Annotated in this window: 15 protein-coding genes; 13 read left to right on the top strand and 2 right to left on the bottom strand. The window is 36.3% G+C overall.

Annotation, left to right across the window (positions count from 1 at the left end):
- The 11 genes from pheA to X925_RS04205 form a co-directional block, all read left to right on the top strand.
- On the top strand, window positions 1-930 hold a 930-nt coding region (gene pheA, locus X925_RS04255), incomplete at its 5' end, for a prephenate dehydratase (RefSeq protein ID WP_146026684.1).
- A 54-nt stretch (window positions 931-984) separates the two neighbouring features.
- A complete protein-coding gene (gene ilvD, locus X925_RS04250) occupies window positions 985-2655 on the top strand; it encodes a dihydroxy-acid dehydratase (protein WP_121959224.1) in 1671 nt (556 codons plus the stop codon).
- A 21-nt stretch (window positions 2656-2676) separates the two neighbouring features.
- A complete protein-coding gene (ilvB, locus tag X925_RS04245; RefSeq protein ID WP_121959223.1) occupies window positions 2677-4386 on the top strand; it encodes a biosynthetic-type acetolactate synthase large subunit in 1710 nt (569 codons plus the stop codon).
- Window positions 4383-4883, top strand: coding sequence for an acetolactate synthase small subunit (gene ilvN / locus X925_RS04240; RefSeq protein WP_012209384.1), 501 nt, complete (start codon window positions 4383-4385; stop codon window positions 4881-4883). Before ilvB ends, ilvN begins: the two co-directional genes overlap by 4 nt.
- A 28-nt stretch (window positions 4884-4911) precedes the next feature.
- Window positions 4912-5904 (top strand): ketol-acid reductoisomerase, encoded by a 993-nt coding sequence (gene ilvC / locus X925_RS04235; RefSeq protein WP_012209383.1) that lies wholly within the window; start codon window positions 4912-4914, stop codon window positions 5902-5904.
- Window positions 5905-5932: 28 nt separating this feature from the next.
- Window positions 5933-7465, top strand: a complete 1533-nt coding sequence (locus X925_RS04230; protein ID WP_121959222.1) for a 2-isopropylmalate synthase — start codon at window positions 5933-5935, stop codon at window positions 7463-7465.
- A 25-nt stretch (window positions 7466-7490) separates the two neighbouring features.
- On the top strand, window positions 7491-8750 hold the full coding sequence (gene leuC / locus X925_RS04225) for a 3-isopropylmalate dehydratase large subunit (protein WP_121959221.1): 1260 nt from the start codon (window positions 7491-7493) through the stop codon (window positions 8748-8750).
- Window positions 8747-9241 (top strand): 3-isopropylmalate dehydratase small subunit, encoded by a 495-nt coding sequence (gene leuD, locus X925_RS04220; protein WP_121959220.1) that lies wholly within the window; start codon window positions 8747-8749, stop codon window positions 9239-9241. Before leuC ends, leuD begins: the two co-directional genes overlap by 4 nt.
- The gene (locus tag X925_RS04215) at window positions 9242-10291 is read left to right on the top strand and encodes a 3-isopropylmalate dehydrogenase (RefSeq protein WP_121959219.1); all 1050 of its coding nucleotides are present in this window, start codon (window positions 9242-9244) and stop codon (window positions 10289-10291) included.
- 6 nt (window positions 10292-10297) lie between these two features.
- Window positions 10298-11878, top strand: coding sequence for a citramalate synthase (gene cimA, locus X925_RS04210; RefSeq protein ID WP_121959218.1), 1581 nt, complete (start codon window positions 10298-10300; stop codon window positions 11876-11878).
- A 44-nt stretch (window positions 11879-11922) separates the two neighbouring features.
- Window positions 11923-13104, top strand: coding sequence for a PLP-dependent aminotransferase family protein (locus X925_RS04205; protein ID WP_121959217.1), 1182 nt, complete (start codon window positions 11923-11925; stop codon window positions 13102-13104).
- Here X925_RS04205 and X925_RS04200 read toward each other — a convergent pair.
- Window positions 13093-13533: a hypothetical protein gene (locus tag X925_RS04200; protein ID WP_121959216.1), complete on the bottom strand. Its 441-nt coding sequence runs from the start codon at window positions 13531-13533 to the stop codon at window positions 13093-13095. The two genes, X925_RS04205 and X925_RS04200, sit on opposite strands and share 12 nt — an antisense overlap.
- A 110-nt stretch (window positions 13534-13643) precedes the next feature.
- A complete protein-coding gene (locus X925_RS04195; RefSeq protein ID WP_121959215.1) occupies window positions 13644-14939 on the bottom strand; it encodes a Glu/Leu/Phe/Val dehydrogenase in 1296 nt (431 codons plus the stop codon).
- 277 nt (window positions 14940-15216) lie between these two features.
- On the opposite strand from X925_RS04195, the gene X925_RS04190 reads away from it, so the two are divergent.
- Complete coding sequence (locus X925_RS04190; RefSeq protein WP_121959214.1) at window positions 15217-15777, top strand: RNA polymerase sigma factor; 561 nt, start codon at window positions 15217-15219, stop codon at window positions 15775-15777.
- A complete protein-coding gene (locus tag X925_RS10260) occupies window positions 15774-15950 on the top strand; it encodes a hypothetical protein (RefSeq protein WP_158245407.1) in 177 nt (58 codons plus the stop codon). Before X925_RS04190 ends, X925_RS10260 begins: the two co-directional genes overlap by 4 nt.
- Window positions 15951-15972 lie beyond the last annotated feature (22 nt).

Raw genomic sequence — 15972 nt, 5'->3', positions numbered from 1 at the left:
TTTTTTTCTTATTCTTACAACTCTGAAAATATTTTCGTAAATTTTGAATTCAAGGAGTTAGATGACTTGAAAGAAGATCAGTCTTTCAAAAAATGCGGTTATCTAGGGCCAAAAGGAACTTATACTGAAATTGCTGCAATGAAATATTTTGGTGAAAATGTTTCTTTGATTCCATTACAATCTATTTCAGACGTATTTGAAATGGTTCAAAGTAAAGAAGTAGATTTTGGAGTTGTACCTATTGAAAATTCCGTGGAAGGTTCAGTGAACATTACAATGGATCTTTTATTCGAAAAAACTGATATTCAGGTAGTTGGGGAGTGTGTTGTTCCAATTAAACATTTTCTTCTATCTTATGAAAGCTTAGACTTAGCAGAAATTAAAAAGCTCTTCTCTCATCAACAAGCTATTGGACAATGCAGTAAGTTTATAAAAAATAGATTGAATAATCCAGATATTACATTTACCGCGAGTACCGCAAATGCTTGTGAAATAATAAAAGATGTGCCAAAAAGTGCGGCTATAGGTTCAGAAAATATTGTTAATATCTATAATTTACAGGTTTTAGCTAAAGATATTCAAGACTCAAAAAACAACTCAACTCGTTTTTTCATAATTGCAAATTCCGAAAGGTTTACAAAGATTGAAGGTACAGCAAAAAATTACAAAACCTCGATAATATGTTCTCCAAAGCACAATGAACCTGGTGTTCTATACAACATGTTAAAAGCTTTCAAAGAAAAGGGCATTAATCTAACAAGGATAGAGTCGCGTCCAACTAAAAAGCAATTAGGTGAATACTCTTTTTATATAGATTTTGAAGGTTATACAGAAGATAAAGATGTAAAAACAGCATTAGTTAAATTAGAAAAAATGAGTTCTTTCTTTAAAATTCTTGGAAGTTATCCAAAATGGAAAGAACGGGAATGAATTCTACCGGGGATTTTTTCAACATTTTTAAACATTATGGAAAGGGAGGATTATATGAGCGATAATAAACAAAGAAGCGACGAAATTAAAAAAGGAGTATCAAAAGCCCCACATCGTTCTTTACTTTATGCCTTAGGGTTGACAAAAGAAGAGATCGATAAACCTATAATAGGTATAGCTAATTCTGCGAACGATATAATACCCGGACATAAACATTTGAATGAAATATGCGAAAGTGTAAAAAATGGCGTATATGCAGCTGGAGGTTTACCTTTAGCCTTTTCAACGATAGGAATTTGTGATGGTATCGCGATGGGACACAGCGGTATGAACTATTCATTACCAAGTAGAGAATTAATTGCCGATTCTATAGAATCTGTAGCAAGGGCATATAAATTCGATGGATTAGTTCTTATTCCTAATTGCGATAAGATCGTTCCAGGGATGTTAATGGCTGCCTTAAGGTTAAATATTCCTGCGATTGTTGTAAGTGGAGGTCCAATGCTTGCGGGGAATTACAGAGGAAGAAAAATCGATTTACACGATATGTTTGAAGCGGTTGGTGCGAGAGTTGCCAATAAGATTTCTGATGAAGAGTTAAATGAAATGGAAATGAACGCCTGTCCTGGGTATGGATCTTGTGCTGGGATGTTTACTGCCAATTCAATGAACTGCCTAACAGAGGTTTTAGGACTTGCGCTGCCGGGAAATGGGACGATTCCGGCAGTTTTTTCTAGTAGGAGGGCTTTGGCAACAAAAAGTGGAGAAAAGATAATGGAGTTAGTAGCTAAAGATATTAAACCGTTGGATATATTCACCGAAAAAACAGTAGAAAATGCCTTTACTTTAGATATGGCTTTAGGTTGTTCTACCAACACGGCTTTACATTTGCCGGCAATTGTTCACGAAGCTGGAATCGATTTTGACATAGATATTATAAATAAAATTAGCTCAAAAACCCCACACCTATGTAGTTTATCCCCTGCAGGGATTCATCACATTGAAGATTTACATTATGCCGGTGGTATTCCTGCTGTACTAAAAGAATTGTCCAAGAAGAATTTGCTCCATCTAGACTGTTTGACCGTAACTGGGGAAACATTAGGTGAGAATCTCAAAACCGTTGGTTATGTCAACCAGGAAGTGATAAGGCCTATAGATAATCCGTACCATAAAGATGGAGGACTAGCGGTGTTAAAAGGTAATATAGCTCCTAACGGGGCAATCGTTAAACAGATAGCTGTATCGGATGAGATGTTGGTACATGAAGGACCTGCAAAGGTCTTCAACAAGGAAGAAGAAGCCATCAAAGCTATTTATGGGGGAAAAATTAAAGAAGGAGATGTAGTAGTTATCCTGTACGAAGGGCCAAAGGGAGGACCAGGTATGAGAGAGATGTTAGCACCTACTTCTGCATTAGCTGGTATGGGATTGGATAAGAAGGTTGCGCTGATCACCGATGGTAGATTCTCAGGAGCAACACGCGGCTCTGCCATAGGTCATGTGTCTCCCGAAGCTGCGGCAGGAGGTCCAATAGGGGTTGTAAGGGATGGGGATATAGTATCGATAAACATACCACAAAAGACTCTAAATTTAAAAATATCAGAAGAAGAATTACAAGCAAGATTAAATACTTTTAAACCGATACTTCCAAAAACTAGTGGGTATTTAGACAGGTACAGTAGGTTTGTACAATCAGCGGATAAAGGGGCGTTTTTAGAATAAAAAAATTAGAGAGGTGATTTTATGCCGATTCTTTCCGGGGCAAGAATATTCGTTGAATCACTTTTGAGGGAAAAGGTTGAAGTTGTATTTGGATATCCAGGAGGGAAGGTTATTCCCCTTTATGATGAACTGTACGACGCACCTATAAAACATATATTAGTTCGTCATGAACAAGGGGCAGCACATGCTGCAGACGGTTATGCAAGGAGTACAGGAAAGGTTGGGGTATGTATAGCTACCTCTGGGCCTGGAGCTACGAACCTAGTTACAGGGTTAGCAACAGCATACATGGATTCCGTTCCAGTTGTTGCTTTTACAGGTCAAGCTCCGACGAGTCTCATAGGTACGGATTCATTCCAAGAAATAGATATAAGAGGAATAACCTTGCCTGTAACTAAGCACAATTACATGGTAACAAATGTGAAGGATTTAGCCAAGACAATAAAAGAAGCTTTTTACGTAGCAAGAACCGGCAGGCCAGGTCCCGTTTTAATTGATTTACCGGTGGATGTTCTTAAATCTCATGCTGATTTCATGTATCCTGAAAGTGTTCATCTCCCAGGATATCAACCAACATACGAAGGAAACTATATGCAAATAAAATTGGCAGCCGAGGCAATTAACACTTCGCAAAGGCCTGTCATCTTTGCCGGTGGAGGCGTTATAAATTCTAATGCCTCAGAAGAACTAACAAATATGGCAATAAAGGGAAGAATACCAGTAGTTACGTCTCTCATGGGGCTTGGTGTTTTTCCAGAAGATCATGAGCTTTCTTTAAAGATGTTAGGTATGCACGGTACAATGTATGCCAACTACGCTATTTCTGAAGCGGATTTGATAATAGGAGTTGGAGTACGTTTTGATGACAGGGTAACGGGGAAGTTAGAGACATTTGCTCCACATGCAAAGATCATCCATATAGATATCGATCCAGCAGAAATAAATAAAAATGTCAAAGTTGATATTCCGATTGTTGGTAATGCGAAAAACGTTTTAGATAAATTAATTCCACTAATAAAGACGATCGAAAGAAAAGAATGGCTTGAACAAATAAAAGAATGGAAAAGACGATTTCCACTTAACTACGAATACGATGGTAACAGTATTAAACCACAATACTTGATTGAAAAATTGGATGAGTTAACTGATGAAAATACGGTAATAGTGACAGAAGTTGGCCAAAATCAAATGTGGGCAGCCCAATACTTTCGTTTTTCGAAACCTAGGTCATTTATAACCTCTGGAGGTCTTGGAACTATGGGATACGGTTTACCCGCCAGTGTAGGTGTTCAGGTAGGAAATCCCAATAAAACGGTTATCAACATATCTGGTGACGGAAGTTTTCAAATGAATCTCCAGGAGTTGGCTACAATAAGTTCTAACAGGCTCCCCGTGAAAATAATTATTTTAAACAATGGAACGTTAGGGATGGTAAGACAGTGGCAAGAGTTATTTTTTGATGAAAGATATTCTGTCACTATACTTGAAAATCCTGATTTTGTTAAATTGGCTCAGGCTTATGGAATAAAATCGTTAAGAATCGATCAAACAAACGATGTAGAGATGGCTTTGAAAGAGGCTCTTAATTACGATGGCCCAGTTTTACTTGACGTCATTATTCCTCAAGATGAGAACGTATTTCCAATGGTTCCAGAAGGGGCATCGATCAATGAGATGTTGGAACTAAAAAAGAAAAAGAGAGAAAAGGAAAAACAGGGGGAGGTTGCATGAGACACATCTTATCAGTAACGGTGAATAATCAACCCTCAGTTTTGGCAAGAATATCTGGTCTATTCAGTAGGAGAAATTTTAACATACTGAGTTTAAATGTAGGGGAAACAGAATTACCTGAGTATTCAAGAATGACCATAGTTGTCGAAGGAAACACAGACACACTCGAACAAGTGAAAAAACAGCTTTACAAACTTATAGATGTTATAAAGATCACTGAATTGAATCAAAGCAATATGATAGAGAGGGATATGGCGATAATTAAGGTAAATTGTGGAAAAAATCAAAGAAGCCAAGTTATTCAGGTGGTCGACGTTTTTAGGGGTAAGGTTGTCGATTTTTCCCTTGACACAATAACAGTTGAAATTACGGGGGATGAAAATAAAATAAATGCCTTTATCGAAATAATGAAGGATTTTGGCATTAAAGAAGTCGTGAGAACAGGGATCGTAGCTATAGATAGAGAAATGAACAACAACGCTTTGACAAATTCATAAAAATCAAAAAATAAAGGAGTGATAGTTCATGGTGGAAACATTTTATGAAAAAGATGCCGACTTAGGTTTATTGAAGGAAAAAACTATTGCGGTTTTAGGTTACGGAAGTCAAGGTCACGCTCAGGCACAAAATCTTAAAGATAGCGGATTAAAAGTAATTATAGGTCTGAAGAAAGATAGTAAAAGCAAAGAAACTGCTCAAAGAGATGGTTTTGAAGTCTATGAAACATCTGAAGCGGTTAAAAAAGGAGATATTATTCAAGTATTAATCCCTGATGAAGTTCAAAGTGAGGTGTACAAAAAAGACATAGAACCCAACTTAGACGAGGGTAATGCACTTGGGTTTTCTCATGGTTTTAATATCCATTTTGGACAAATTGTGCCTCCAAAAAACGTAGATGTATTCATGGTTGCTCCCAAAAGTCCTGGTCATTTAGTCAGAAGAATGTATTTAGAAGGCAAAGGGGTTCCAGGATTATTAGCTGTTCACCAAGATTTTTCCGGAAAAGCAAAAGAGTTGGGTTTATCTTACGCCAAAGGAATAGGTTGTACACGAGCAGGTGTTATCAAAACAACTTTTAAAGAGGAAACAGAAACGGATCTATTTGGAGAACAAGCGGTCTTATGTGGTGGAACTACATCACTTATCAAGGCAGGTTTTGAAACACTCGTTGAAGCGGGGTATCAACCAGAAATAGCCTATTTTGAATGTTTGAACGAACTAAAATTAATCGTTGATCTCTTGTATGAAGGCGGATTAAAAAAGATGAGATACTCCATAAGTGACACTGCACAATACGGAGATATTACCATCGGTCCCAAAATTATCGATGATAGGGTTAAAGAAACCATGAAAGATGTACTTGCAAACATACAGAATGGGAATTTTGCAAAGGACTGGATATTAGAAAACAAAGCCAATAGACCTGTTTTCAACGCATTAACTGAAAAAGATAATAATTCTTTGTTAGAACAAGTGGGAGAGAAGTTGAGAGCGATGATGCCTTGGATAGAAAGCTAAATCTACTGAAGTGGGAGAGTGATCAAATTTGAGAAAAATAAAAATTTTTGATACTACGTTGAGGGATGGTGAACAATCTCCAGGAGTAAGTTTGACAATGGAGGAGAAGTTGGCAATAGCCGAACAGCTTTCCTTGTTAAAAGTTGATGTAATAGAGGCTGGTTTTCCTATTTCTTCAAGTAGTGATTTTGAAAGTGTGAAAAACATCGCCCAAAAAATCAGAGATGTTGAGATTGCCGCTTTAGCAAGGGCGAATTACAAAGATATCGATTGTGCTTGGGAAGCACTTCAGGAAGCAGAACAACCAAGAATTCATGTGTTCATTGCCACTTCTCCTATTCACATGAAATATAAGCTGCAAATGAATGAAGATCAAGTTTTGGAAAGAGCAGTTGAGGCCGTGAAGTATGCAGCAAAGTATACTAATAACGTTGAATTTTCAGCAGAAGATGCTTCAAGAAGCGAGTTAGAGTTTTTGTACAAACTCTTTGAAAAAGTCATCGAAGCTGGTGCATGGGTAATTAACGTGCCTGATACGGTGGGATATGCAATTCCTCAAGAATTTGGTGAATTTATTAAAAAGATAAAAGAAAACACAAGGAACATAGACAAGATTGAATTAAGTGTACATTGCCATAACGATTTAGGGATGGCAACTGCTAACACACTCGTTGCTCTGAAAGAGGGTGCCGATCAGGCAGAGGTTGCAGTCAATGGAATAGGAGAAAGGGCAGGCAACGCTGCCTTAGAAGAAGTTTTAATGGCGTTAGTTACCAGAAAAGATTATTTTGAAGATTTAGTCGTAACGCAGGATACAACTAAGATTTTAAAATTAAGCAACATGGTTTCACAATTTACTGGAATGGTTGTTCAACCTAATAAAGCAATAGTAGGTAAAAATGCCTTTGCACATGAATCTGGTATTCATCAAGATGGTGTTATCAAAGAGAGAACTACTTACGAAATAATGAAAGCTGAAAGTATAGGATTAAATTCAAATAAACTAATTTTAGGAAAACACTCGGGAAGACATGCTTTAAAGGAGTTCTTAACATCATCTGGTTACACTGTGGATGAAGAAACCTTTGAAAAGTTATTCATAAAATTCAAAGATCTAGCCAGTAAAAAAAAGAATTTAAATCCGCTTGATGTTGAAGCATTGATAAACGACGAACTATATAAAACGGAGGATTATTTCAAACTCAAATATTTATCCGTTACTACTGGAAACACTACACTACCGACAGCGACTATAAAGATAGCAAGAGGAGAAGATTTGATAGAAAAAGCAGCTTGCAGTGGAGACGGGCCAATAGATGCAATATTTAAAGCCATAAACGAAATCTCTGAAGAAGAAAATATCACTTTGATTTCGTATAAGATTGAAGGGGTTACAGAGGGGACCGATGCCTTAGGAGAAACAACCGTTAAACTCAAAATTGGAGAAGATGTGTACGTTGGGCATTCTGTTGAAACAGATATTACCCAAGCGAGTACTTTGGCTTATCTAAATGCCTTGAATAAATATATGACTAAGAAACTCCAAACTACAAAAAAATAAAATGATAAAGTGAGGAAATAAAGAAATGACAATTGTAGAGAAGATTCTTGCATCTCATTCAAATAAAAGTGAAGTTAAACCTGGAGAGATTGTTAATGCGAGAGTAGATCTTGTACTTGGGAACGATGTAACAACTCCTGTTGCCATCAAAGAATTTAGAAAAATTGGATTATCCAAAGTATTTGATAATGATAGAATTGCAATAGTTCCAGACCACTTTACCCCAAACAAAGATATAAAATCCGCGCAAAATGCTCTACTTATAAGAAATTTTGCAAAAGAGATGAATATTCTTAATTATTTTGAGATAGGTAAAATGGGAATAGAACACTGTCTAATACCTGAAAAAGGACTAGCCTTACCAGGTGAAATCGTTGTAGGAGCAGATTCCCATACGTGTACCTATGGTGCTCTTAACTGTTTAGGTACAGGTGTTGGAAGCACCGATATGGCTGCCGCGATGGCTACCGGTTACTTATGGTTCCGAGTCCCAGAAAGTATAAAAATCGTATACAAAGGAAAGTTAAACCCATGGGTCAGTGGAAAGGATTTGATACTTTACACGATAGGAGATATAGGAGTGGATGGAGCCCTGTATAAATCTATTGAGTTTACTGGAGAAACGATCGAAGATCTTTCTATGGATTCGAGAATGACTATGGCAAACATGGCGATAGAAGCAGGAGCGAAATGTGGATTATTTGAATACGATGAAAAAACCAAAGAGTACTTAAAAGAAAGGGCGGTAAGAGATTATGCACCGGTAAGTAGCGATCCCGATGCCACTTATGAAGAAGTTATCGAATATGATGTTTCAAATATTGAACCACAGGTGGCTTTCCCACATTTGCCAGAAAACACGAAACCTGTTAATGAAGCAAAGGGGATAAAAATTGATCAATCTGTAATTGGTTCTTGCACCAATGGAAGAATAGAAGATTTAAGAATCGCTGCTCACGTGCTTAAGGGACACAAAGTTAACTCTGATGTAAGATGCATTATTTTTCCTGGCACCCAAGATATATACATGCAGGCATTAAAAGAAGGCTTAATTGAAATATTCATCGAAGCGGGAGCCGCTGTGAGTACACCAACGTGTGGACCTTGCCTAGGTGGACACATGGGAGTATTGGCAAAAGGTGAGAAGGCGATATCTACAACCAACAGGAATTTTGTTGGAAGGATGGGTCATCCAGAAAGTGAAGTTTATTTATCCAATCCTGCGGTGGCGGCAGCTTCTGCTATTACTGGATACATCACTCATCCTGAGGAGGTTATAAGGTGAAATTCAGAGGAAGAGTTTTCAAATACGGTGACAACGTTGATACCGATGTTATTATACCAGCTAGATATCTAAACAACCCTGAACCAGAGATATTGGCACAACATTGTATGGAAGATATAGATAAAGATTTCGTAAAAAAAGTTAAAAAAGGAGACATTATAGTTGCCGGAAGGAATTTCGGTTCTGGAAGTTCTCGTGAACATGCTCCATTATCGATTAAGGCGGCAGGCGTTTCTTGTGTCATAGCAGAAAGTTTTGCAAGGATTTTTTATCGAAACGCCATCAATATTGGATTACCTATACTTATTTCTAAAGAGGCTTCTCATAATATCCAAGATGGTTCGGAAATAGAGGTAGACTTAGACAATGGAATCATCAAAGATCTAAAAAACAAGAAAGAATACTATTCAGAGAAATATCCTAAATTTCTTCAAGAAATAATATCTTCCGGGGGATTGATAGAGAAGATCAAAAAGGAGGTCGCTCAATAGATGCCGTCGATAGCTGTTCTACCAGGGGATGGAATTGGAAAGGAAGTAATCAACGAAGGTCTTAAAATATTAAATTTTATGGAAGAAAAGTACAGTTTGAATTTTAAATTTGAAGAGTTCGATGTCGGAGCCGAACGATATCTAAAATATGGGGAATTAATTCCAGACTCTCTATTGAAACGATTAGAAACCTTTGATGCTATATATTTGGGTGCAGTAGGAGATCCAAGAGTACCAGCAGGGGTCTTAGAACATGGGATACTATTAAAATTACGATTTTATTTTGATCAATACGTCAATTTAAGGCCAATAAAACTACTAAACGACAGGTTTTCTCCTTTGAAGAAGAAGGGGATTAACGAGATCAATTTTACCGTGATAAGAGAAAATACAGAAGGACTTTACGCGGGTATTGGTGGAATTTTAAAAAAAGATACTCAAGACGAAGTAGCAATACAAGAGATGATTTCAACTAGAAAAGGTGTAGAGCGTATCATCCGGTACGCTTTTGAGTATGCAAAAAATCTCAATGGGAAACTAACACTCTGTGATAAAAGTAACGTACTAACTTATTCTCACGGCTTATGGTTGAGGGTATTTGAAGAGTTAAAGAAGGAATACCCAGACGTTCAGACTGATCATTACTACGTAGATGCTATAACAATGAAAATGGTACGAAATCCCGAAATATTTGATGTGATAGTAACCTGTAACATGTTTGGAGACATCATCACAGATTTGGGAGCAGAACTTCAGGGGGGGATGGGGTTGGCTGCCTCAGGAAATATTAATCCCAACAGTGTTTCCATGTTTGAACCCGTTCATGGTTCAGCTCCAGATATTGCTGGTAAAGGCATTGCCAATCCGATAGCTGCTATTTTAGCTGCAGCGATGATGTTAGAATATTTTGGAAGAAAAGACTTAGCTGAAAAAGTCGAAGGTGCGATTAAAACATCGATCGATGAAAACTTACTTTCTCAAGACATGGGGGGAAATTTAAGCACTAGCGAGGTAGGAGACGAAATTGTCAAAATTCTAAAAAGAGGGTGAACCGAATTGAAAGAACCTAAATTGTTTGATACCACTTTAAGAGATGGAACCCAAGGTGAGAATGTTTCTCTAACTGTGGAAGATAAATTAAAGATAGCCAAAAAATTAGATGAATACGGGATAGACTACATTGAAGGTGGTTGGCCGGGATCCAATCCTAAAGATGAAGAATTTTTTAAAAAGGTTCAAAGTATGTCATTCAAAAACAGTGAGATAGTCGCATTTAGCTCTACAAAAAGATACGGAATAAAAGCAGAAGATGATCCGAATATTTTAAAATTAGTTTCTTCTGGGGCAAAAATCGTTACTATATTTGCAAAAAGCTGGGACTTCCATGTATCTCAAGCCTTGGGCATTTCTCTTGATGACAACCTGAAACTCATAGAAGATACGATAACCTTCTTAAAAAGAAAAGGTATAGAAGTCTTTTTTGATGCCGAACACTTTTTTGATGGTTTTTACCATAATCAACAATATGCCATTAAAACATTGGAAGTTGCACAAAACTCTGGCGCTTCGATCGCTGTTTTATGTGACACAAACGGAGGACAAACCCCTTCAAAGATCAAAGAGGCAATAGAAGAGGTAAAAGCGAGAATAAAAATACCTTTGGGCATTCATGCTCACAACGATTCTGGCCTAGCTGTGGCGAATTCTCTTACAGCCTTACAAGAAGGAGTTGAACAAATACAAGGAACGGTTGGAGGCTTAGGGGAAAGATGTGGTAATGCAGACCTTTGCATTATAATACCTAACTTGAAGTTTAAATACGGATTTAGATTACCGAAAATAAATGTAGAAAAAACAACTTCACTTTATAATTACGTATTTGAAGTTGCTAATTTAACTCCTGACAACAGGGTTCCTTACGTGGGAAGAAGTGCCTTCACACATAAAGGTGGCGTCCATGTTAGCGCCATTCTTAAAAATCCTCTCACTTATGAACACGTATCTCCGGAATGGGTTGGGAACACTAGAAGGATATTAGTTTCTGAGTTATCAGGAAAAAGCAATTTGAAATCAAAGTTGGAAGAATTAGGATTCGACATTACACAATTTTCTGAAGAACAGTTCAAAAAGTTAACATTGAAGATCAAGGAATATGAGCATGATGGATATCAATTTGAAGGTGCAGATGCTTCTTTGAAACTCCTAGTATTAAGAGAATTTTTTGATTACACCCCGAATTTTCAAGTGGAAAATTTCAACATTCTTCATTACAATTTTGGCGAAGGTACGGGAACCGAAGCTATTGTCAAATTAAAAATAAACGATGAAACCGTCCATGCCGTTGCTGAAGGCGATGGACCTGTGAATGCTTTAGATATGGCGTTGCGAAAGGCTTTAGAAGACTTTTTCCCATCCCTGAAAAGCATGAAATTGATAGACTACAAAGTAAGGGTGCTAGACAGTGCTTCTGGAACAGCTGCAAAGGTACGGGTCTTAATAGAAACTTCAGATACCGATAAAACTTGGACTACAGTGGGTGTTTCAACTAACATAATTCAAGCCAGTTGGAAAGCCTTGTTAGACAGTGTGGAATACGGATTGTTTGTGGATAATTTGTTCCCCGTAAAAGAAAACTAACAAAACTTTTAGACTATAAAAACTACTCAGAAGGAGAGAAAAAAATGGAAAATATTTATGCTAATCGTATGAAAAACGTCCCACGTTCTTTTATAAGAGAGATACTTAAAGTAGTTGATGACCCCGAAATAATTTCATTTGCAGGTGGTTTACCAAATCCTGATTTGTTTCCAGTCAACGAGATAAAAAATGCCGCTGTTTCTCAGTTTGATAATCACGGTAAAGAGATACTTCAATACAGTTCCACAGAAGGATATCCACCTTTAAGAGAATTCATCGCCAATAGGTACAACGAAAAAAAAGGTTTAAACATAACAAAAGATGATGTTTTAATAACTCATGGTTCTCAACAAGCCCTCGACTTACTCGGAAAACTTTTTTTAAATGAAGATGATTTCATTGCAATTGAAGAACCTGGATACTTGGGAGCTATACAAGCATTAGCAGTATACACAAAAAACTTTAAAACCGTAAAACTATCCCAAGAGGGTCTTGATTTAGAAGAATTAAAAGATGTTTTGGAAGAATTTTCACCAAAATTACTTTACACCGTCCCAAATTTTCAAAACCCTTCAGGAATTACTTATACAAATAAAAATAGAGAAAAGATAGCTGAGATGTTGAAAAAACACAATATTTACCTAATAGAGGATGACCCATATGGAGAGTTAAGATTTGAAGGGGAAGATAGTGTTTCATTCAAAAAATTGATTCCTGAACAAACGATACTTTTAGGATCTTTCTCAAAAATTGTTGCCCCAGGATTTAGGCTGGGTTGGGTAGTTGCTCCCAAAGATGTACTGGAAAATCTTGTGACTGCTAAGCAAGGGGCTGATCTACATTCTAATTATGTAGGGCAAAGAATACTATACCAGTTCTTGAAAGAGAACGACCTAGACAAACATATAATGAACATAAAAATGAGATATGGTGCTCAAAAAAATGCGATGATAAAAAGTATTAAAAAATATTTCCCCAAAGATGTAGAATATACGAATCCACAGGGAGGAATGTTTCTTTGGGTAACTTTGCCTAACAATATTTCTGCTCTTGAGTTGTTTGACAAAGCTATAGAAAAAAAGGTTGCCTTCGTCCCCGGAGACCCTTTTTACATCGACAAGAAAAATGTAAATACCTTGAGATTAAATTATTCCTGTTCAAATGAAGAAAGTATTGAAGAAGGTATAAAAAGGTTAGCTTCTACAATACACGAATTAGTCGTTTAAATGTTCGTCAAACTTTTTAGGCAAAAATGCATCTCTTAATCCTATAAGGAAAATAATTATCCCAAACACGATGCCTAAATTTAAGTCCCTCAATGATGCTATAATGTACCCCAGGGAAAAACCATTTAACATCCAAGATAGAATAATTAACAATTTTTTGTTAAACGCTGTATAAAGAACAGCAAAAAAGGCAGACAGGTTAATCAACAAATAAAAATAAGACGGATTAAAATTATTTAAATAACCAAAAAAAGAAAATAAAATCCCTACTAACAAAATAAAGTTGCCCAATTTGCTGTACATACTTTTTTTCCAGGAAATGTACAATATAATACCTAAGATTACTAGTGACAAAATCCAAAACAGCATATCAGCTAGAAAAAAACCAATTGTAGCGTTTATGAATGTTGAAATTAAAGTAAAAGCCATTTTTCCACCCCTTTATTTAATAAACCTATTCTATTTTACTTAACCTAAGTAACCAAAAAATTACCCCTTTCTAAATAGTTAAGAAAGGGGTAATTTTTGTTATTTTATCATCACGGATAAATGCCTCTTAACTTTGTAGCGTTTGCCACACGTTCTATGGCTCTCACATATGCAGCCGTTCTCATGTCGACCTCATACTTATCCATTGTTTGAGCAACGTCACAAAATGCGTTCTTCATCTTCTTATGAAGAGCCTTTCTAATGTCCTCAAGTTCCCAAAAATTCCACTGAAGTCCCTGTACCCATTCGAAGTACGAAACCGTCACGCCACCAGCATTTGCCAAGAAATCTGGTACTATGAAGACATTTTTGGACAACAAGATATCGTCAGCTTCTGGAGTTAATGGACCGTTAGCTCCTTCAACGATGAGTTTTGCCCTTATATCATCCGCATTATCTTCGTTAATTGCATTTTCCATTGCGCAAGGTGCAAAAACATCTACATCTAACTTCAGTAACTCTTCGTTGGTTATCTCTTTATAACCTTCTTCGTTAACATCCAATAACAAGGCTTTTCTATCTCTAGTTTTATCCATCAGATAACGAATCTCTTCTGCGGTGAAACCGGATTCTTTATAAAAACCACCACTATAATCAGATATTGCAACCAACCTATATCTACTTTCTTCTGTTAGAGTCAAAGCTAAGTAAGAACCGACATTACCAAAACCTTGAATGGCGACGGTTATCGCTTCATCTTTTTTATTTAGTCTTCCCCTGTCTCTCAAATATTTTACAGCTTCCTCGATACATATATTTACTCCTCTTCCAGTAGCTTCTGTTCTTCCTTCAGAACCTCCAATCTCTAAAGGCTTCCCTGTAACTATGCCTAAAGTTGTATGTCCTATATTCATAGAATATGTATCCATAAACCAAGACATTATTTGACCATTAGTGTTTACATCTGGGGCGGGGATATCTTTTTCTTCACCTATTATGATTTGAATTTCAGAGAAGAACCTTCGCGACAATCTTTCCAATTCAGAATCCGAAAGTTTAAAGGGATCCACTGTAACGCCGCCTTTAGCTCCACCATAGGGGATGTCCACTACAGCAGACTTCCAAGTCATCCAAAAAGCCAAAGCTTTAACTTCGTCTAATGTGACATCTGGATGGTATCTAATTCCACCTTTTGCTGGACCTCTAGAAACATTGTGTTGTACTCTGTAACCTGTAAAAACTTTGATTGATCCATCATCCATACGCACTGGAAAATTAACGGTAAGTTCTCTCTTAGGTTTGATTAATACTTCTCTTAAATTTCTATCTAATTCCATGATTCTAGCGGCTCTGTCGAATTGCTTAACTGCGTTATCAAATAAGCTTACTTTCTTTGTTTCTTCCATCTTTAGAATCCTCCTTTTTCTAATTGTTTCTCTCTTTCTATAAACTACTATAGAACTTCATTATTATTGTACATAAATATTTTATCCCTTTTTTCTCAAAGTTTCAAATCCAAAGAAATCTATTCTTAGGCGATTAGAAGCAATTATAGTAATTTATGCCCGAATATCAAGGTTTTTGTCAACTATGAAAAAAATTTCAAAGAAAATTTTTTCATAGAATCTCTTCAACAATTTATGATATAATAAAATGAACAATTTATTATGGGAGAGAGTCAAATTGACAGAGGAAAAATTCATTGAAGATCTTAAAAAAAATGATCCTGATGCTTTTAAAAAATTATATGAAGAGTATGCGCCAAAAATTTATGGGGTTTTAAGAAATTACGTTAACCACGATGAAATAGAAGATGCCCTTCAAGAAGTGTTTATAAGAATTATTAGAGGGATAAATGGATTTAAAGGCCTTTCCAAGTTATCTACTTGGATTTATAGAATAGCTGTCAACGTTGGGAAAAATTATTCTCGCAAATATCAAAGAAGTAAAGAAACTTCGGTGGATTTTGAAGATGAAACGGAGCAAAATCATAATATCCAAGCAATTTCCAATACCAATGTTAAAAATGAAGTATTAGAAGAACTCGATTACCAAATGATTTTAAATATAATGGAAAAATTAGACGAAGAAGAAAGACTACTGATTAAATTAAGAGATATCGATGGGCTTAGTTACAATGAAATTGCTGAGATAATGGAAATCCCTCTTGGGACGGTGAAAAGTAGGTTGCACTACGCGAGGGAAAAATTGAGACAGTTGATAGAGGAGGCTAACTTCGTATGAACGAAAAAGAAGAAGAATTGTTCGATGAATTTTTTGAAGGAAAAATCAAGGAAGATGAGTTGAACGAAAATTGCAAGAAAATGATCAATATATATAGGGGCATTATAAAAACATATTTTTCCTGCGAAAACTCTGTTATCAACAATGTTAAAAACAAACTTAATCTTGGATAATCACTTAATGAAAGGGCTGAAG

The organism is Petrotoga sp. 9T1HF07.CasAA.8.2 (genome assembly GCF_002895585.1).
In the GTDB taxonomy this organism is placed as follows: Bacteria; Thermotogota; Thermotogae; order Petrotogales; family Petrotogaceae; genus Petrotoga; species Petrotoga mobilis.
The sequence above is the reverse complement of the archived record's forward strand: the minus strand, read 5'-3'. Positions and strand labels throughout refer to the sequence as shown.

What these genes read in the sequence shown, in the direction of transcription:
- ilvD (WP_121959224.1), top strand. Translation starts at nt 985, where the DNA reads ATGAGCGATAATAAACAAAGAAGCGACGAAATTAAAAAAGGAGTATCA.
- ilvB (WP_121959223.1), top strand. Translation starts at nt 2,677, where the DNA reads ATGCCGATTCTTTCCGGGGCAAGAATATTCGTTGAATCACTTTTGAGG.
- ilvN (WP_012209384.1), top strand. Translation starts at nt 4,383, where the DNA reads ATGAGACACATCTTATCAGTAACGGTGAATAATCAACCCTCAGTTTTG.
- ilvC (WP_012209383.1), top strand. Translation starts at nt 4,912, where the DNA reads ATGGTGGAAACATTTTATGAAAAAGATGCCGACTTAGGTTTATTGAAG.
- leuC (WP_121959221.1), top strand. Translation starts at nt 7,491, where the DNA reads ATGACAATTGTAGAGAAGATTCTTGCATCTCATTCAAATAAAAGTGAA.
- X925_RS04215 (WP_121959219.1), top strand. Translation starts at nt 9,242, where the DNA reads ATGCCGTCGATAGCTGTTCTACCAGGGGATGGAATTGGAAAGGAAGTA.
- X925_RS04205 (WP_121959217.1), top strand. Translation starts at nt 11,923, where the DNA reads ATGGAAAATATTTATGCTAATCGTATGAAAAACGTCCCACGTTCTTTT.
- X925_RS04200 (WP_121959216.1), bottom strand. Translation starts at nt 13,533, where the DNA reads ATGGCTTTTACTTTAATTTCAACATTCATAAACGCTACAATTGGTTTT.
- X925_RS04195 (WP_121959215.1), bottom strand. Translation starts at nt 14,939, where the DNA reads ATGGAAGAAACAAAGAAAGTAAGCTTATTTGATAACGCAGTTAAGCAA.
- X925_RS10260 (WP_158245407.1), top strand. Translation starts at nt 15,774, where the DNA reads ATGAACGAAAAAGAAGAAGAATTGTTCGATGAATTTTTTGAAGGAAAA.